Source organism: Paenibacillus radicis (ex Xue et al. 2023) (genome assembly GCF_024722015.1).
Lineage (GTDB): Bacteria > Bacillota > Bacilli > Paenibacillales > NBRC-103111 > Paenibacillus_S.
Genome location: NZ_JANQBD010000004.1, coordinates 208318 through 226385, shown reverse-complemented (window position 1 = coordinate 226385; position 18068 = coordinate 208318). Strand labels below are relative to the sequence as shown.

16 protein-coding genes and 1 riboswitch are annotated in these 18068 nt (G+C 45.0%); of the genes, 6 read left to right on the top strand and 10 right to left on the bottom strand.

Annotation, left to right across the window (positions count from 1 at the left end; translation table 11 throughout):
• Positions 1–35 precede the first annotated feature (35 nt).
• Complete coding sequence (locus NV381_RS07640) at positions 36–2504, top strand: beta-propeller domain-containing protein (protein WP_258212671.1); 2469 nt, start codon at positions 36–38, stop codon at positions 2502–2504.
• Positions 2505–2903: 399 nt separating this feature from the next.
• Here NV381_RS07640 and NV381_RS07635 read toward each other — a convergent pair whose 3' ends face one another.
• Positions 2904–3743: a DUF92 domain-containing protein gene (locus tag NV381_RS07635; RefSeq protein ID WP_258212670.1), complete on the bottom strand. Its 840-nt coding sequence runs from the start codon at positions 3741–3743 to the stop codon at positions 2904–2906.
• A gap of 121 nt (positions 3744–3864) precedes the next feature.
• On the opposite strand from NV381_RS07635, the gene NV381_RS07630 reads away from it, so the two are divergent.
• The gene (locus tag NV381_RS07630; protein ID WP_258212669.1) at positions 3865–5052 is read left to right on the top strand and encodes an HD domain-containing phosphohydrolase; all 1188 of its coding nucleotides are present in this window, start codon (positions 3865–3867) and stop codon (positions 5050–5052) included.
• Positions 5053–5120: 68 nt separating this feature from the next.
• Here NV381_RS07630 and NV381_RS07625 read toward each other — a convergent pair whose 3' ends face one another.
• Positions 5121–5747 carry a fumarylacetoacetate hydrolase family protein gene (locus NV381_RS07625; protein ID WP_258212668.1) on the bottom strand — a complete coding sequence of 209 codons (627 nt, stop codon included), beginning with the start codon at positions 5745–5747 and terminating at the stop codon, positions 5121–5123.
• Between the two features lie 85 nt (positions 5748–5832).
• Complete coding sequence (locus NV381_RS07620; protein WP_258212667.1) at positions 5833–7275, bottom strand: CapA family protein; 1443 nt, start codon at positions 7273–7275, stop codon at positions 5833–5835.
• Between the two features lie 356 nt (positions 7276–7631).
• On the opposite strand from NV381_RS07620, the gene NV381_RS07615 reads away from it, so the two are divergent.
• Positions 7632–8429, top strand: coding sequence for a metallophosphoesterase family protein (locus NV381_RS07615; RefSeq protein ID WP_258212666.1), 798 nt, complete (start codon positions 7632–7634; stop codon positions 8427–8429).
• Between the two features lie 72 nt (positions 8430–8501).
• Positions 8502–9719 (top strand): MFS transporter, encoded by a 1218-nt coding sequence (locus tag NV381_RS07610; RefSeq protein WP_258212665.1) that lies wholly within the window; start codon positions 8502–8504, stop codon positions 9717–9719.
• Positions 9720–10158: 439 nt separating this feature from the next.
• Here NV381_RS07610 and NV381_RS07605 read toward each other — a convergent pair whose 3' ends face one another.
• Positions 10159–10794, bottom strand: a complete 636-nt coding sequence (locus tag NV381_RS07605; protein WP_258212664.1) for an O-methyltransferase — start codon at positions 10792–10794, stop codon at positions 10159–10161.
• 230 nt (positions 10795–11024) lie between these two features.
• Here NV381_RS07605 and NV381_RS07600 point away from each other — a divergent pair, with 230 nt between their 5' ends.
• The gene (locus NV381_RS07600) at positions 11025–12179 is read left to right on the top strand and encodes a THUMP domain-containing class I SAM-dependent RNA methyltransferase (RefSeq protein WP_258212663.1); all 1155 of its coding nucleotides are present in this window, start codon (positions 11025–11027) and stop codon (positions 12177–12179) included.
• A gap of 178 nt (positions 12180–12357) precedes the next feature.
• On the opposite strand, the gene NV381_RS07595 is transcribed toward NV381_RS07600, so the two are convergent.
• From NV381_RS07595 to NV381_RS07580, 4 genes are all read right to left on the bottom strand, one after another.
• Positions 12358–13200, bottom strand: coding sequence for an NAD-dependent epimerase/dehydratase family protein (locus NV381_RS07595; protein ID WP_258212785.1), 843 nt, complete (start codon positions 13198–13200; stop codon positions 12358–12360).
• Between the two features lie 26 nt (positions 13201–13226).
• The gene (locus NV381_RS07590) at positions 13227–14429 is read right to left on the bottom strand and encodes an enolase C-terminal domain-like protein (protein ID WP_258212662.1); all 1203 of its coding nucleotides are present in this window, start codon (positions 14427–14429) and stop codon (positions 13227–13229) included.
• Positions 14430–14840: 411 nt separating this feature from the next.
• Positions 14841–15755 (bottom strand): exopolyphosphatase, encoded by a 915-nt coding sequence (locus NV381_RS07585; protein ID WP_258212661.1) that lies wholly within the window; start codon positions 15753–15755, stop codon positions 14841–14843.
• Positions 15756–15965: 210 nt separating this feature from the next.
• Positions 15966–16265: a hypothetical protein gene (locus NV381_RS07580; RefSeq protein WP_258212660.1), complete on the bottom strand. Its 300-nt coding sequence runs from the start codon at positions 16263–16265 to the stop codon at positions 15966–15968.
• 85 nt (positions 16266–16350) lie between these two features.
• Positions 16351–16440: riboswitch (cyclic di-GMP riboswitch) on the bottom strand.
• Positions 16441–16760: 320 nt separating this feature from the next.
• Here NV381_RS07580 and NV381_RS07575 point away from each other — a divergent pair.
• Complete coding sequence (locus NV381_RS07575) at positions 16761–17180, top strand: hypothetical protein (RefSeq protein WP_258212659.1); 420 nt, start codon at positions 16761–16763, stop codon at positions 17178–17180.
• Between the two features lie 166 nt (positions 17181–17346).
• On the opposite strand, the gene NV381_RS07570 is transcribed toward NV381_RS07575, so the two are convergent.
• On the bottom strand, positions 17347–17568 hold the full coding sequence (locus tag NV381_RS07570; protein WP_171656243.1) for a DUF1450 domain-containing protein: 222 nt from the start codon (positions 17566–17568) through the stop codon (positions 17347–17349).
• Between the two features lie 75 nt (positions 17569–17643).
• The gene (locus tag NV381_RS07565) at positions 17644–17946 is read right to left on the bottom strand and encodes an iron-sulfur cluster assembly accessory protein (RefSeq protein WP_171656244.1); all 303 of its coding nucleotides are present in this window, start codon (positions 17944–17946) and stop codon (positions 17644–17646) included.
• Positions 17947–18068 lie beyond the last annotated feature (122 nt).

The window sequence follows — 18068 nt, the reverse complement described above, 5'->3', positions numbered from 1 at the left end:
TGGAAAAAATCAACATTATTGTTGGAGGGATTATTATGAAAAAAATGCTACCTTTAGCATGTCTTCTCGCTGTTACCCTTTTCACCTCCGGTGCTGCCCTGCCTTCTGCTGCAATAGAAAACCGAACAGAGATCGGACTAAGCTTGAACGGCCAATCCGTTACCTTCAGTTCTATGCCACTACGGGTAGGAAGCACCTTAATGGTGCCGCTTCGAGACCTTTCGGAAGCATTGAATGTCCAGGTTAGTTGGGAGGATAATGCTCAGACTGCCACAGCTGTAAAAGGAGACAAGAGCATCAAGTTGTCCGTTGACAACGTACAGGCTTTCCGCGGGGAACAGCCGATAACTCTCGATGTTTCCCCACGAATGGAGTCTGGTAAATTATTCGTACCGCTGCGTTTCTTCAGCGAATCCTTTGATTTCAACGTATATTGGGATGCATTAAACCAAACCGTAGCTATTCATGATGCGGATAAAAGCCTGCCCACGGTTGGTTCATTAGATAATATGAAGGAGCTTTTTAAAGAATACGGTAACGGCGCTTCCCCCATTTACTCAGTAACGGCCAAGGTCATGGCACAGCCTATGGTAAAAGAAAAGCTGTCGGCAACTGTAACCTCGGACAGCGCAGCAAAAAGTTCCTCTTCAGCCCCAATGCCAGCGCCAGCTGCTGCAGCCAAATCTGAAGCAAAGGCAGATTATTCGGGCACTAATGTACAGGTTGAAGGCGTAGATGAATCTGATATTATCAAAACAGACGGATCCTATATTTACCAGGTTAATAAAAACCGTGTCATCGTTGCCTCCGCCTATCCTGCAGAGCAGATGAAGGTAGTTCAAACGTTAATATTCGATGACAAAAACTTTCGTGCGAATGAGCTCTATATTGATGATAAATATATGGTCGTAATCGGAAGCACCTCTTATCCTTATAATGACAGAGCTTACCCCGCTCAGGATAGCGCAAGCCCTGCTGCCCCTGCGGTTGAAGCATCCAGCAGTTCCCCTGCTGTGCAAAAAATGATTGTTCGACCTTCCCGTATATTTACAAATACAACAAAAGCTATTATCTATGAGCTGGGAGACCGCACTCAATTTAAAAAAGTTCGCGAGGTTGAGCTCGAAGGAAACTATATTTCCTCACGTAAAGTAGGCGCCTCTCTCTATCTCGTTGCGAACAAAGGATTTAATGTTTACCCGCTGCTGCAAAAGGATCTCTCAACCGAAGAACAAACTGACGCATTAGCCAGTGCCGTGCCCACTTATCGTGATTCAGCAGCTGATAGCGACTCTTTTGTAAAAATAGGCTACGAGGATATCCGCTACTTCCCGAATTCCGTACAGCCCAACTATTTGATGGTAGCTGGTTTGAATCTTGACCAGCCAACACAAAAGATGGATGTAACGAGCTATCTTGGCTCAGGTAATCAAGTTTATGCTTCACAAACACAGCTGTATGTAACTACTGAAGAATATACAAGTGCCGTTCAAACAGTACCATCCAATACGGACATGAAAAAAATTCGTATAGGCCCAGGCGAAACTAACAGCGTCATCTATAAATTCACGATGAACCAGGGTAAAGTAGTCTACACGGGTCGTGGGAAGGTTCCAGGTAGAACACTTAACCAATTCTCAATGGATGAGCATAATGGGTATTTCCGAATTGCCACTACAACTGGTTACGCAGGGATGACCGGCGAAGCTGAATCCAAAAATAATATGTATGTGCTTAATGAATCTATGAACATAGCGGGCAAAATCGAGGATATTGCACCTGGTGAACAAATTTATTCAGTTCGTTATGCTGGAAACAAAGCATACATGGTTACTTTCCGCACCGTTGATCCGTTATTTGTAATTGATCTAAAAGAACCTCAGGAGCCCAAAATATTAGGTAAGCTGAAAATTCCAGGTTACAGCAACTACCTGCACCCTTATGACGAGAATCATCTGATCGGCTTCGGAAAGGATGCAGTTGAGGTTTCAACCAATTATGGGTCTGGACTAAATCCAAATACGATTGCCTACTACCAAGGTATGAAAATGGCCATGTTCGATGTAAGCGATGTTGCCAATCCAAAGGAATTATACAGTGAAACGATAGGCGGTCGCGGAACTGAGTCCGAGCTGCTCCAAAACCATAAAGCATTGCTTTTTTCCAAAGAGAAAAACTTGCTTGCTTTTCCAGTGACCGTAAGGGAAACTAACAACTCCAACAGTCCCTCTCAGAAAACAGCAGCCGAATACGGTCAATTTACTTTTCAGGGGGCTTACGTGTATAAGCTCGACTTGGCAAGCGGCTTCAAGCTGCAAGGAAAGATCACTCATCTGACGGATGAAGATTATTTGAAAGCTGGGCAATATCAAGGTCTTAATGAGCGGAGTATTCAACGAATTTTGTATATCGGAGACATCCTGTATACAACCTCGCAGCAAGTATTGAAAGCGACGGATTCTGCTACTTTACAGGATGTAAAGGCGATTAATTTGCCACAATAAATTCACACGTATTTCTTAAACAAACTTGTCAAATGCTTTACTATACGAGCAACTAGTCTATCCATAATGAATTAACGGAAGTAATATTCCGCTATGGCAAGGAAAGCACAAAAAACAGAGAGATAACGGAAGAGTTGGTTCCGCAATCTCTCTGTTTTTGTTCATTTTGCCCCTATTTTCCCCAAATAGCGGAATTCCGACTTCCGCAATCGTCTTAAATTGGGGGCGGCCGATCAAATAAAGGAACTTTCAGTTCCGTTCAGGGCCTTTGGTCCCCATAGCCAATTCTCCGCTATCGGCACATAATAAGGAACTTACCGTCCATTTGATACATAGGATTTAAGTAAGGGTACCCCTTGTGCACCTCCTGCTTTGGTACAATAAAGAATATATGAATTACTAAATTATTGCAGAATAGAGGCCAACGCAAACGGCTCCACCGAGCAATGAACTGATCAAATTAACTGCATCGTTGGTCATGAAGGCAGCACCACGAACCTGAACCGATTGTACATTGCAATGACGGTTTTTTTCCACTTCCTTGCCGCAAACTGCGCAACGATACATGACCTGAAATACCGCCCCCAGCCATGAATCGGCCAGGGAGCCCACCATCCCCCCGACTGCTCCAAGCAGCAGAAGCAATCCTATTCCGCTTGAGGCATAGGTATTAAAGCCAACAGCAGCCGCATCTGTACCCCATTGAATAAATAACCAGCCGAAGATACCAATGACCAAGCCGCCTGACAGAGAAGCCCCAAGGCCCAGCGCAGTTATGCCTCCCGATGTACCTGCCGGCACTCTGCGCCCATTAATGATAGAACGCGGCATTTGTCGGCTGGAGCCGCCAATTTCTGTAGCCCATGTATCTGCAGTGACTGTAGCCATGACACCTATAAATGCAGCCCACCACAGTGGGTGCGGCCATAAGCTGTGTCCGATGCATAGCAGCGTGCCAAGCCCTCCATTTGCAAGCACCTGACCGGCATCTCTTCGACCCGACTTGGCATATCCACTTTCTACAGCTGCTTTCTGCCTATGCCTCCATTTGGTCAGAAATGTTGAGGTTAGGAAAAATACTAGCAAAGTGCCATACCAAGGAAGTCCTCCCCAAGCGAACAGCACTGTTCCAACGACAACAGCAGCAACGGCTCCAGAACCTGATAATGATTTTTTGCCATATGCAGCTCCTGCTATCAATAAACTAAACAATATGCCCATACACCAATCCAACCACATACTAGTACCTCTTTCCCCCATTTTTCGCTATATTTCAACAAGAATATGTTTACAGACCTATAGCCATTATAATATGATTTTGATAGAAGAAAAATGGAAGTGCCCAGGGGAGGGAATTTACGTGCACGAAACTCACCAATTAGGTATTCGAAAGATCAAAAAAGATCTTCAGCCTGAGGAAATGCTTCGAGTTATTTTTGAATACGCTGCTAAAATAGCCAATGAACGACGCCTGGATCACTTAATTATGTTAATGGCGGATATGGGACGGGAAATGATCATATCCGACCGCTGCACGGTGTGGCTTTTGGATAAGCAGAAAAACGAGGTTTATTCCACAGTAGCACATGGTGTCCCCCCTCTTCGACTTCCGAGCAACGCTGGATTAGTCGGCCATTCCATCGGAACAGGATTACCTATTTTCATTGATGACGCCTATCAAAATGTTGAGTTTAAGGAAGTACTGGAACGCGGTGCTATTGCTATGGATCAAAAGACCGGCTATCGCACGAAAGCGTTAATGGTTATTCCCTTCCGTAACAATGAAGGCGAAATAATGGGAGCTTATCAAGCCGTCAACAAGCTGACTGAGCAGGAGCAATTTTCCGAAAAAGATCTGGAGCACCTGTCGCTAGCCGCTTCCTATGCGGGCAAATCACTTGAATCGGCGCTTTTATCCAATGAAATCGAAGAAACGCAAAAAGAAATCATTTTCACAATGGGCGAGATTGGAGAAAGCCGTTCCAAGGAAACGGGCAATCATGTAAAACGCGTAGCGGAATACTCTTATATTTTGGCACTGGGTCTCGGGATGAGCGAGGAAGAAGCCGAACTGCTGAAAATCGCATCGCCAATGCATGATATCGGAAAGGTAGCTATCCCCGATGCTGTTTTGAAAAAACCTGGCAAACTAACCGAAGAAGAATTCGACATTATGAAATCCCATACGGATATCGGATATGGATTGCTTAAAAACTCAAACCGCCATATTTTGAAAACCGCAGCTATTGTAGCGCATCAGCATCATGAGAAATGGAATGGACGGGGTTACCCTACAGGCTTATCTGGGGAAAATATCCATATCTATGGTCGGATTACAGCTATTGCCGATGTCTTCGACGCTTTGGGAAGTGAACGGGTGTACAAGGCTGCATGGGAATTGGATCGAATTCTCAATTTATTCAAGGAAGAAAGCGGCGAGCATTTCGACCCCAAGGTCGTAGACGCTTTCATGGAACAGCTCCCCAAAATACTCAAAGTCCGTGAACAATATTCAGATGTCGCTCTTGGGGGAGCCGAGAAACATTAGCTGGTAGAAGAACTCTGCTAACATATACAAAAGCAGGAGGAGCTATTTAGAGCGCCTCCTGCTTTGTTTTATTTCAATTCAACGGTGAATTCGCCGAATAATTCTTCGCCCCATAGCAGCTCCAACCGGTCGCCAGTTTGAAGTGCCGCTACACCTGCGGGAGTACCTGTATAGATAATATCGCCTTCACCTAAGCCATAATGCTCTGCTATGTAATCAATGATGACCTGAAAATTAAAAATCATATCGTTGGTATTGCCACGCTGCGCTTCTTCTCCGTTTTTCCGCAAGGAAAATTCCGTTTGCTTTACGGCTTCCAATCCTGGAAACTCTCGGAACTCAGATAAAGGAGCCGAATTGATGAAGCCTTTTGCCGGGAGCCAAGGATATCCTTTTTTCTTGATGACTGACTGCACGTCCCGTAAAGTTAAATCGATTCCGAGTGCAAAATTGTCAATCAGCTCATCCACCCGGATTCCTGGCTTATAAGCTTGGCCAACATGTAATACTACCTCAGTTTCATAATGAACTTCACCACGGTTACCTGGCAGGCTAATCGTCTGCCCTTGAATCCCGACAAGTGAATGGGAAGGCTTAGTAAAAATCATAGGCTCATCGGGCACATCATTTCCCAATTCAGCCGCGTGCAATCCATAATTACGTCCTACACAATAAATATTGCGAATTGATTGCATGGTAATCCTCCTCTTGGTTCAGCTTTCGCTGATAACTATTCTGATATTATATTTCATACTCGTTGATCTCACAATATCGCCTTTGTTATGGCTGTTTCTTCGGTGCTCCTGCCTCTTGCTGCGCATTTGAATTAGGTTGTTCATTTTTCTGTGTGTTTCCTGGTGAAGTCTTGTTCGTTGCGGGTGCAGGTGTGGTTTTACCGTTCTGTGGATTAGGAGAGCTTGCTCCTGAAGCCCCTGTATCGGCGGGCTTTTTGGGAACAGCTTTCTGTGCCGGTACCTCTGCAGCAGTTTCCTTTTCTTTAACAGGAGCTGCCTCACTTATTTTACCATCCTTATCCAATTGAGCGTTGATAGAAATGCGAGACATTTTATCGAACAGCTTCATCCCATCTTCCTCTGTCATACGAACGGGCTGGGCTCCTTTAGTCAACACCGGAATCATTTGAAGCTCACAGGATCTTTCTTTAGTACAAGTAGCATTCAAAATCATCGATTCCCATGTCGTCGGCTCTGTATTGGTCGTAAAAATGAAATTCCCCAAGCTGTATGCGATCCACTTGCCTTTGTATTGTTCAAAGCCCTGCAGCACATGGGGATGGCTTGCAACAACCAGATCCGCTCCTTGATCTATATACTTATGGGCTAAATCTGTCTGCTCCTTGACCGGGCGATCTTTGCGTTCTACACCCCAATGTGCAAAAACAACAACCAAATCTGCCTCTTCGCGGGCTTTGGCTATCGCCTCTAACGGGAGCTTTGTTGAATAGGTCTCTGCAAGGCCAGGCTTCTGTTTACCAGCATACCAGCTTGTTTCGGGAACTACGCGGCTAAATCCAAGGAAAGCTACTTTTATGCCATTTTCCTCTATGATAACATGCTTATACGCTTCCTCGCTGTTTCGTCCTGTACCGACTCGCTTGATGCCGGCTTTATCTAATTCATCCATAGTATCAAGCAAGGCATCCTGCCCATAATCCAGAATGTGATTATTCGAAGTGTTGACAAGATCGAATCCAGCAGCTTTAAATGCAGGCAATGCCTCCGGTGAGGAGCGGTATACGTATTCCTTGAATTGTGGAGTACCCCGTGTGGAGATTGGGGTTTCCAAATTGGCGACAGTGATATCGGCTTTATCCAAATACGGTTTGACATACTGATACGGATAGTCCCAGCCATACTTTTTCAGCAGATCCTCCACCTTGCTTGCAAATATTACATCGCCAACAAAGGTTAGCTTTACATTCGATTTGGGGGGATTGCTGTTTGGTGAGGGGTTCCCTGAAGTCGTTCCATTGCCATCAGGTATCGATCCAGTCCCACCGCTTACAGTTACTTGATCCTTACCCGTATTATTGTTATTCGGTTGGGTAGGGACAGCCGTGTTCGAACCGTCCTTTCCCGCTTTAGTGTTGCTATTGCTTGTCTGGCTGCTGCCAGGTGCAGACTCCAATGCCCGAGCGCGCTCCTGCCCGGATAACGAATACATTAAATAACTGAACGATGCTATTATTACCACGCTTAACACACTGATCGTAATCCATGTGTTTCTTTTACTTTTAACGGGCTTGAGATGTTTTTTTGAACGGGATTCTATGCGGATCTACTCCTTTAATCGATCATGCCCTTGCCTTAGTTGTTCCGCAGCTCGGTTTGATTTCTATATTGAATAAAATGATCTATGGATCATTATACCAAATACTGCGCTTGAGGTCATGGATACATAGAATCAAAATAATGTTTGCCAATACTTTCAAGCTTTGATATGATGCTCTTTTTCCAAAGAAACCCCGATATAAGGAAGGAGGCATGGAAAATAGGTGTCTCTTTTCTATTGCAAACCTTATAATGGTAATACTAAGTATTCAAAGAGGGAGCATTACGATGGGTAAAATTGCAATCATTTCAGATATCCACGGGAATCTCACTGCTCTTGAGGCTGTGTGCAAGGACATAAGCAAACGGCGAATTAAACGTGTCATCTGCCTCGGCGATCTTGTAGGTAAAGGGCCCCAGCCCGCTGAATGCGTGGACCGTATCCGCGAGCTTTGCGAGGTTACTCTGCAGGGCAATTGGGACCACAGTGTCAACCAGCCTCACAATAAGGAAGGTATCCTCTGGCAGCAATCTCAACTAGGGGCAGAACGACTTGACTATTTGAAGCAGCTGCCTTTTTCCGTGGATCTCCACCTTAGCGGTAGATGGATTCGTTTATTCCATGCTTCTTCCAAAGATGTTTATCATCGTGTCACACGCAAAGCATCCCGCAAAGAAAAGCTATCCTTGTTCGAACATACGGGAATGACCGGATTTCCGGAAGTGAATATTATGGAAGAAGCAGCAGCCAATGACAGCATACCCGTAAAAGCAACACGACTGACACCGGATGTCGTTGGATATGGGGATCTTCATATTCCTTTTATGCAAACGATAAAAAACAAAAATAAAGAAGGGCTGCTGCTATTTAATACAGGGAGCGTTGGGGCATCTTACGAGGGTATCCCTCAAGCCTGCTATTCAATTATCGAGGGCAAGCCAGATTCCTCAATAAATGAACCATTTAGCATTCAAACTGTACGGGTTCCATACGATGTGGAGAAAGCTATAGCCATTGCAGAACAGCTGCAGATGCCTGGAATCGATCGTTTTCGCTATGAAATGCGGACAGGCCTGGAGCAATAATAGCCATGATTTCCATATAATTACTCAAAAAATAGAACTATGTTTTCACAACTAGAAAGAGGCGATTTCCTTTTGCTTAACTGGAGAATTAACTTATTTGTTCTATGGGTTGGAGCCTTCCTTGTCATGGGCGGTATGACTATGATTGTGCCCTTCCTACCCTTGTACCTGCAGGAGCTTGGTATGAGCGACCCGCATGAGATAGCTACATGGGCTGGGATAATTTTTGCAGGTAACTTTGTAACGTCATTCATATTTCAACCAATCTGGGGCGGCTTGGCGGATCGTTACGGGCGAAAAGTTATGCTGCTGCGTTCCGGATTCGGGATGGCCGTAGTGATGACTTTAATGGGCTTTGCAACAGGGGCCTGGCAGTTGTTTATTTTAAGGATGCTAAACGGAACCGTTTCCGGCTTTTTACCCGCAGCCATTGCCTTGGTTTCTACAAATACCCCGAAAGAAAAGACCGGTTTCGCAATGGGCACCTTACAATCAGGTACTATGGCAGGAGCTATCCTTGGCCCCTTTTTTGGCGGTTTAATGGCAGAGTGGATTGGCTACAGATATATCTTTTATATTACTGGAGGTCTGTTATTTGCAGCTTCCCTACTCGTTATGTTTACGGTTAAGGAAACGTTTGACTCAGCAGCGGCCGCCAAAAAACCTAAGCAATCCATGATCGAAGCGTTTAATATATTAAGACATATTTCACAGCTTCCCTCTTTGTATACAATCACTTTCGTAATCCAGTTTTCTCTGATGAGTACAATGCCGTTGATTCCTTTATTCGTTCAGCAGCTGCATGGCTCTGGAGAATATCTCGCATTTTATGCGGGTATGGTAGGGTCTGTAACAGGCTTTTCCAACATGGTGGCTTCACCATTACTAGGAAAGCTATCCGACAAAATCGGCCCTGAAAAAATACTAGGTGTATGTTTAATCGGAGCCGCTGTGGCCTCCGTTCCGCAAGCGTTCGTCCATACCGTATGGCAGCTCTTAGCGGCACGTTTTTTTCTTGGCATGTTCTTGGGTGGATTATTGCCGACCGTCAATTCATTGATACGAAAGTATACACCAAGCGGAATGGAAAGCCGTTCATACAGCTTCAACACCAGCTTTTTAAGCTTGGGCAATATGATCGGACCTATCGTCGGAGGCTCAATTTCGGGGATTCTGACTATACAACAGCTGTTTCTTATAGCTTCCGTGCTTTTGCTTGTAAATTCGTTCTGGGTTTATTATACCTTGGTTTTAAAAACCAAATCTGCTTCTCCAAGTAATATAAATTAATTTAGCTGAGTTCATCTTATGAATTTGAAGCATGAATTCAATCATACATTTAAAGGTTGGGTTCAAATAATGTTTTGTCAATTTCCGAACATTGTTGTATAATTACATAAAATCAGCTTACAAGGTATTTTCTTCCAATATTTTTATTATCTTAAAGTAAACTATTTATAATTTTTGGAGGTGCTTTCTCTGAGGGTCAGCGTGAAAAAGATATTGTTTATTATAGTTTGCGCCGAATTGATGATCTTCTATTGGGCTTATCTTGAGGTTCAAAAAACAGATAATATCGTGTATCTAAAGGATGATAAGACACTTCAAGAAGCACCTCCAGCTAAGGAAACAGCTACCTCCACTATAAAAAAAGCTTCCTAAAGACATAAAAAAACACCGCAAGCTTGTTAATCAAGCCATTGCGGTGTTTTTTTATATCTCTTGAATATTAGCGGACTCTTGCGATTGCTAATCCGTCATAAGCCGGTAGTATAACACCTTCCACGCGGGGATCGCCTGCTATCCCTTCGTTAAAAAGACGCATTTTCGTTACAGCATTTCCCTTCTCTTTAGGATCCATGCTTCGTCCGTGCATCAATGTGTTATCACCTATAATAACGGCTCCAGGATTAGCCAGCTTGATCGCCCATTCCAAATAATTAGGATAATTCCCTTTATCCGCATCGATAAAAAAGATGTCAAACCGCTGTCCCTCTGCGTCCAGCTGCTCCAGATTGTTTAATGCTTCCCCTATCCGGTACTCAACTTTGTCACCTAATCCAGCCTCGTGAAGGTTCTGATGTGCCGCATCCGCATATTCCTGCTTCAGCTCCAGTGAAATAAGCTTGCCGCCTTCACCTAACCCTCGTGCCAAGCAAATACCACTGTACCCTCCCAATGCGCCTATTTCCAAAATGTTCTTCGCCCCGTTCATTTTCACCAGTAGCGTCAACAATTTGCCATATCCGGCCGCAATAGAAATTTCAGGCATCCCCTTGGCTCGTATACTTTCCTTTACGCTAATCAATTGCTCATCTTGTTCTAACAATGATTCTACATATTGCTCTGCTGTTAACTTTTCCATTCCTCTATATCCTCCCCATCATTTGTATAAACTCATAGATTATCCTATAATATCAGAATGGTTGTAGCTGCTTCGAGCCTACCCAAAATGATCTGTTTCACCTTAATTACTATTGTATGTTTTATCCCAAGAGAGTTCAACAGATGAATGAAGCTTGTGTGCAGGTCCGAACCGCATACAATATGAATTCGTTTATGTCATATGCTATAGATACGGAGTGAGAAAATAGGATGTCGGAAATTACTTTGATTGCAACCTGTGCTATGGGCTTGGAAGCCGTAGTGGCGCGGGAAATTCGTGACTTGGGGTATGACAAAGTCACTGTGGAAAATGGTCGTGTCACGTTCATCGGAGATGAGCTTGCTATTTGCCGCGCCAATTTGTGGTTGCGCACAGCCGATCGGATATTAATCAAGATGGGGCAATTTAAAGCTCTAACCTTTGACGAGCTGTTCGAAGGGACTAAAGCACTTCCTTGGTCTGACTGGATTCCAGAGGATGGTGAATTTCCCGCAGAAGGCCGCTCCCACAAATCGCAGTTATCAAGCGTCCCTGCTTGCCAAGGGATCGTTAAGAAAGCTGTTGTGGAGCACATGAAGCTGCGTTATCACAGAGACTGGTTCGAGGAGACCGGCGACCGATACGTCATGGAAGTGTCGCTGCTTAACGACATAGCCACCTTGACGCTCGACACAACGGGCGCGAGCCTGCACAAGCGGGGCTACCGTAAGCTTGTTACGGAAGCTCCGCTCAAGGAAACCATGGCAGCAGCTCTGGTGCTGCTCAGTCGGTGGCGGGTGGAACGCCCGCTCTACGACCCGTTCTGCGGGTCGGGAACAATCCCGATCGAAGCAGCGATGATCGGGTGGAACATAGCGCCGGGCTTGCGGCGTACCTTCGCCGCAGAGGCGTGGCAGGCCGTGCCGTTGTCCCTGTGGGACGAGGCACGGGAGGAAGCTTACGATCTCGTGCGGGACGATGTACCGCTCGAGATCGTAGGCTCTGACATCGATAGCGAAGCCATCGATGTGGCTTTGGCCGCCGCCAAGGCGGCCGGGCTGACGAACCAGTTCAGCCTGGAGGTGCTGCCCGTGGCCAAAGCAAGGCCGCTCGGCGACTACGGCTGCATAATCACTAACCCGCCGTACGGCGAAAGGCTTGGGGACCTCGATGAAGTCGAGAAAGTGCTGCGACAGTTAGGCGGGATTACATCCAAACTTCCTACCTGGTCGACTTTTATACTGAATCCAAGCAATAGGGCGGAGCATTACATAGGCCGGCCGGCAGACAAAAAGCGCAAGCTGTTTAATGGGCGTATCGAGTGTCAATTTTTACAATACCTCGGCCCATTGCCTCCCCGCCGCCCGCGTGAACCTGAAGAATAATCATCTCGTACTCTGAGTTAAACTAACCGTATGTTATCCTTTATTCTATTTCTATCAGCAACCACCTGAAATTATAGTCTTCAATGCTAAAAATAAGTCTCTCAGGAAACCGAAACATGGTTTCCATTTAGGGACTTATTCGCATTATCTATAGGCTAAGCAGATTGGAAATCCCAAATTAAATTTCCTTGGGCCAAACATATGCGGGAACAAAGCCCAAAACATGCTTTGCTTTTGAACAATCCAATAGGCTCTCATTCCCGATAAATGGTTTTCTCAGCTCTACCTCAGGGAAGTAACGCTCAATTAGCTCCTGTGAGCTCGTCAGGCAGCGCTGCTGAGCGGCAGCAATGCAGAACACCTCATGCCCTTCAAACGATGCCTCCAGGCTCATACGAAAAGCACGCGCACAATCACGTGCATCGATATAGGACCATACATTCCAAGGACCTGCCTCGGGATCGGATCTCATTTTCATATAGTCGTTCCGGCTATACTCTTCTTCTCCTATAATGTGCGTTATCCTCATGGATGCAACAGACATATCGAAACGTTTGGACATCCCTTCCGCAACCTGTTCCCCGACAATCTTGGATAGCCCATAACAATTATCGGGTGCTGCAGGATGAAGTTCGTCCATTGGCAAATAAATCGGCTTCGTTTCCTTGTGACTAAAGGTAATTCCAAACGCGCAATCACTGGATGCTACTGACACTCTGCGAATTCCTGCTAATCCTGAAGCGAGCAAAACATTATACGTACCCATAACATTATTTTGGAAAACAAAAGGCTCTACGGCTCCCGATGGGCTGGCATACGCCGCCAAGTGTATAATCCCGTCACAGCCTTCCACCGCCCGCTGTACCTGCTCCAAGCTGGTCATATCGGCCTGTGCCTGCTCTATAGGAGATTGCTCCCAATACTGCCATGTTATTGCCTTCACCTCGTATCCTTGCTCCATCAGTTCGTTGACCACATAGCCGCCAACCCTCCCGTTTGCCCCGGTCACACCAATTTTCATCACAATGTTCCCTTCTCCTTAAAATTCTAAGGCCGAACCGAAGTCCCATCCGGTATCCTCGCTAATGTCCACTCAGGCAGCTTATTCGTACAAGGGTACTTTGCAGCCTCCCCCTCATCAAGCTCAATACCTAGTCCAGGAGTCTCATTCGGATACACATAGCCATTCCTCACTTGCGGGCAACCAGGGAAGACTGATTGCAGCTCCTCTCCAAGCGGCGTCCATTCTTGAACCCCAAAATTAGGGCTGCTTACATCCAAATGAACATTGGCTGCATGTCCAATCGGAGATACATCTCCAGGCCCATGCCAAGCCGTACGTACGCCAAATGCTTCACAAAGAATTGCAAGCTTCCTTGCCGGGGTAATGCCGCCGATCGCACTGATGTGAACACGTATGTAATCAATTAACCGGTTTGCAATCAAAGGGGTCCATTCCATAGGGTGAACAAAAAGCTCCCCCATAGCCAAAGGTGTTGAGCATTGACTTCGGATCATCTGAAAGTAATCAATATGTTCAGGCGCCAACGCATCTTCCAGAAAAAATAGCCTGTAGGGCTCCACGCTTTTAGCCAGTCTGACCGCATCAATTGGAGTTAATCTCTCATGCACATCATGCAGCAGCTCCAGCTCAAAGCCAAAACAGTTCCGAATATGGTCAAGCATTGGCGGAATACTGCGCGCATAAGCCTGCGGATCATAGTAAGCCCCAGGCAGAGCACCCTCAGGCTTATGCAAGCTGTGGTTCTTGCCCCCGTAACCGCCCATTTGACAGCGAATATAACGGTATCCTGCCTCCTTGAAGGCTGCAACATTTTGCTCCAGCTCCTGCACATCTCGACCATCAGCATGACGGTATACAGCAGCGGCCTCCCTGCATTTGCCTCCAAACAATTCATACAGAGGCATCTGGGCGATTTTCCCCTTTATATCCCATAACGCCATATCCACACCAGACAGTGCATTGTTTAACACAGGTCCATTGCGCCAGTAAGAACTGACCATTGCTGACTGCCAAATATCTTCGATTCGGCTAACATCCTTTCCTACCAAGAAAGGCTTTAAGTACTCATCAATTGCAGCAGCTACCGCCAGATAGCGCTGAGTGAAGGTTGCGCAACCAAGCCCGTATAGTCCCGGCTCGGATGTTTCTATTTTTACTACGACCAGATTGATTCCTTGTGGAGCTGTAAGAATTGTTTTTACATTACGGATCGTAACAGGGGCCAAGGCTTAACCTCTCCTTTCAATTAATCCGATTTTTTGTATACGTTTTCAAAAACGCATTCAACCACTACCGTATCATATAAGTCCTAAAGCTTCACCCCTACTAAATATCTTCATTCCAGTAAAAACAGGCATGAATCCTCCTCTAAGTCTATTCTCCCAATGTTTCCCAACCATTGCTTCCGATAGTTCATTCAGGATCATTCTACTGCGCATTCGACAAAAAAAGTTGTCTATTGGGTTCTAAACTTATATCCCACACTAAAATATCCCCACAAAGTGGCGTCTTGCTTCGAAGTTGATTCAGATACTTTGCGGGGAGCCCCGAAACATATAAATTCTAACAAAAAAAGCCCTGGCGCATTGCCAAGGCTGTATTAAAATCCGTCCTGAGTGGCGGATTATTATATGTAATTATACAGTTTGATTCATTTGTCCAACCAGTTGGCTTAATACTTTATCAGCATCCTCATACGGGATCTGGCAGGTTCCCGCTGCTCTATGACCGCCTCCGCCGTTCTGCAGCATCAAGTTGCCGACGTCGACCTGGCTTGTCCGGTTCACAATGCTATGTCCGCAGGCGAACACACAATTCTGCTTATTTCTGCCGTCTACGATCCAGATTGAAATATTTTGCTCCGGGTACAGGGCGTAAACCATAAAACGGTTGCCTGGATAGATCGTCTCTACATTCCGCAAATCCGTTATTATTACACTTCCTTCTACTGTCGTGCGCTCTTTTAACATGGCTCTGTACTGGGCGTCAAGCTCGAAATACCGTTGGGTCCGTTCCACGACATCCGGAAGCTGCATAATCTCATCAACCGACATTGTAGCGCAATGATCAACTAATTCCTCCATCAGCTGGTAATTACTGATCTTGTAGTCACGATAACGTCCAAGTCCAGTACGTGCATCCATAATGAATGAAAGCAGATCCCAGCCCTTAGGATTCAAAATATCGTCTGCGGAAAATTGAGCTGAATCGGCTTTATCCACACCTGCCATAATATCATCGATATCTCCAAAACGCTCTCTGCCGCCATAATAATCATACACTACTCGAGCGGCACTTGGCGCAACACGAGTTTCACCTTTGTATTCTACTTGGGGGCCTGTCCGCTCTAATTCGCTGGAATGATGATCAAACCACAAACCGCAGCCCGGCACATAAGGAACATTAGCCAAAATATCATTCTCATTTACTTCGATTAATCCATCCTGCATATCTTTAGGATGAACGAATTTCATCTCATCGATCATACCCATTTTCTTAAACAACATAGCGCATACCAAACCATCAAAATCAGAACGTGTAATTAATCGCATAACAGATCCTCCCCAATAGTGCTGCAGTACTACTTATTACTATTTATTATAAACAATGCTCTACTGGCAGACAATAGCCTGAAAAATAAAAAAAGCAAGCCTTAAGCCGCATTAGGCTCAAAACCTGCTATTCTTTATAACTCTGTATGATATTTAACCAAATCAATTGTGACTGTCACCGATGCAGATTTTGTTGAAAAATGACTCCAATTAAGCCAATCGTTTAGCCTCTATTCGACAGCTCAAATAATGGTATAAGCTGAGAAACATTTCATTCTCATTACTGCAACGGGTTGAAAGCTTTACTTCTCCTTGCCAGTAAAATGTGACCAGATGACTGCTTTTCCCCATGACCATTTCAAGATCCCAGCAATGATTTTGCAGTTCAAAAACCTCACTGTTAATAAATAGCCTGGGACCTTCACTTGATAAATATACGCCAATTCTATCATTACCTGCCTTGGTATAAAAACCTTCTCTGGTCATGATATTTCGTTCCCCGCTCGACATGAATACCGATCCACCTTCCTAATACATAAAGACTCCTCTTTCATCCGGTCAGGAGCCGCAATATCTATATGCGCATCACTGTTCCTTCGACAGCTGGCTGGCAAGATGCATAAGTGCATCGTAAGCCCCTCTAGCTTTGCGTCACAAGCTTTCACCTGCTTTGCCTTTATCGGGTCCTTAAGAAAATTTTATAATTGAATACAATTTACGACAACTTTAGCATATAAGATAGGCATAAAGGAATATATACACCTCTTTACCCATTTTCACATGCTGTTCGTAGTTAATTAGACCCATCTTCATACAAAGAATCACTTTACACTTATTATTAGCCAAGGGCTTATATAAAAAGTTTGTAAAAAAAAAAAAAATGCCTTGCGGCGTCCTTGGTGTACGATCTCTACGTTGTGCGCTTGGAGGAATGGGTGTGGGATACGGCCGCTGTTGAAGTCGTGTTCCTTTGAATGGAATACTTGCAGCAGGAGGAATACGAGCTTGGAAGGTAGGTTGCATACACGAGCAGTCACCGGAGGTTACGACCAGGGCGGTCGCTTAAGCTCCTACACCCCACACCCGTTCCCTCTTTTGCTCTACTCTGTGCTTTACGCCGCTTCCTTACTTCCCTATGCAGGTCTTCGTGCCGTTAATGATCGCAATGAACTCCTCTGCTGGTATTCCAGGTGTACGATTAGCTTCACTATACTTTTAGCGCAGAGATCACCTGCACATAACCTTAAACAACACGCCGGTACTGCATCCACGGAAGTGAAGGGCGATGCGGAAGTAATTGTTCCTTTATCGCCTGAAAAGTCCAAAAATCAGAGTGATAAGGGAACAGTCAGTTCCGTACAAAATCCTCCAGGGCTCATCCCTGCTATCCCTATAAAAATCCCCCTTGATCATGGGGTGCATTAAGGATCTTAAGCTCTAATGTAGCTCTAATCTAAGCATGGAGGGCAGGTTACTCGCTCATTCTTCATTCCCTCGAAAAGCTTTCTGATCGAAACTCTTTCATTAAGGAATTTCCTTATATATTAAAAAAGCTCATCTTCTCCTTCAGGGAGTGAATGAGCTAACATGATTATTTAATGTACTTTTGAGCCTTCTCGATTGCCTCATCTTCAGTTGCCCCAGTCACATAACGACCATTGACGAAAATAAAGGCAAACCGTGAGCATGGTCCACAATACGATTTGCAGCCTACCTTAATCTCAGAGTCGGGAGCCAACTTCTGAAGCTTGGTCACAGCTGTCTTCATTTTCATATGCTTGCATTTATCGCAGACGCGAATGTCATTCGCCATGTCTTACAAATCCTTTCATACCCTTTGCCCATGAATATAGCTTGTGAGGTTGTGTAAACCGTTGATTACAAAAAATTAATGATCCCCGTGGTTCCCCTTACCTGGGTTCGTCACTGCGAAGCCTTCTTCCGGAGTATAGAAATAATCGATGCGAACTCCGTCAAGCAAAGGCTCGTCTTTTTTCAGAATAACGTCGATTCCTTTATCCGTGCTGACTACAACATCATCGTTCGTCGGAGTGTCCAAACTCATACCGTAATGAGCATGATCCCCGTGACTGTGCGTAATGTATACGCGAAGCTTCATCTCTTTATTTTCTTCCTTCTCAAGCTCTTCCAAAAGCACTTTAGCCGCATTTCGTGAGATTTTGCAGTTCATTCTTTATACATCTCCTAAATTATATTATTAGAGGTTGTTTTCCTTGAAATATTAGTAATCTGAAGCTCCCGCTTCAAACTTATACTTCCTGATATTATAAAGAAACCCGAATAGGAAATCAA

Bases quoted from the DNA above. Each gene is read 5' to 3' on its own strand.
- NV381_RS07640 (WP_258212671.1), top strand. From the start codon at position 36: ATGAAAAAAATGCTACCTTTAGCATGTCTTCTCGCTGTTACCCTTTTC.
- NV381_RS07635 (WP_258212670.1), bottom strand. From the start codon at position 3,743: ATGTGGTTGGATTGGTGTATGGGCATATTGTTTAGTTTATTGATAGCA.
- NV381_RS07625 (WP_258212668.1), bottom strand. From the start codon at position 5,747: ATGCAATCAATTCGCAATATTTATTGTGTAGGACGTAATTATGGATTG.
- NV381_RS07615 (WP_258212666.1), top strand. From the start codon at position 7,632: ATGGGTAAAATTGCAATCATTTCAGATATCCACGGGAATCTCACTGCT.
- NV381_RS07605 (WP_258212664.1), bottom strand. From the start codon at position 10,794: ATGGAAAAGTTAACAGCAGAGCAATATGTAGAATCATTGTTAGAACAA.
- NV381_RS07600 (WP_258212663.1), top strand. From the start codon at position 11,025: ATGTCGGAAATTACTTTGATTGCAACCTGTGCTATGGGCTTGGAAGCC.
- NV381_RS07595 (WP_258212785.1), bottom strand. From the start codon at position 13,200: ATGAAAATTGGTGTGACCGGGGCAAACGGGAGGGTTGGCGGCTATGTG.
- NV381_RS07585 (WP_258212661.1), bottom strand. From the start codon at position 15,755: ATGCGATTAATTACACGTTCTGATTTTGATGGTTTGGTATGCGCTATG.
- NV381_RS07580 (WP_258212660.1), bottom strand. From the start codon at position 16,265: ATGTCGAGCGGGGAACGAAATATCATGACCAGAGAAGGTTTTTATACC.
- NV381_RS07570 (WP_171656243.1), bottom strand. From the start codon at position 17,568: ATGGCGAATGACATTCGCGTCTGCGATAAATGCAAGCATATGAAAATG.
- NV381_RS07565 (WP_171656244.1), bottom strand. From the start codon at position 17,946: ATGAACTGCAAAATCTCACGAAATGCGGCTAAAGTGCTTTTGGAAGAG.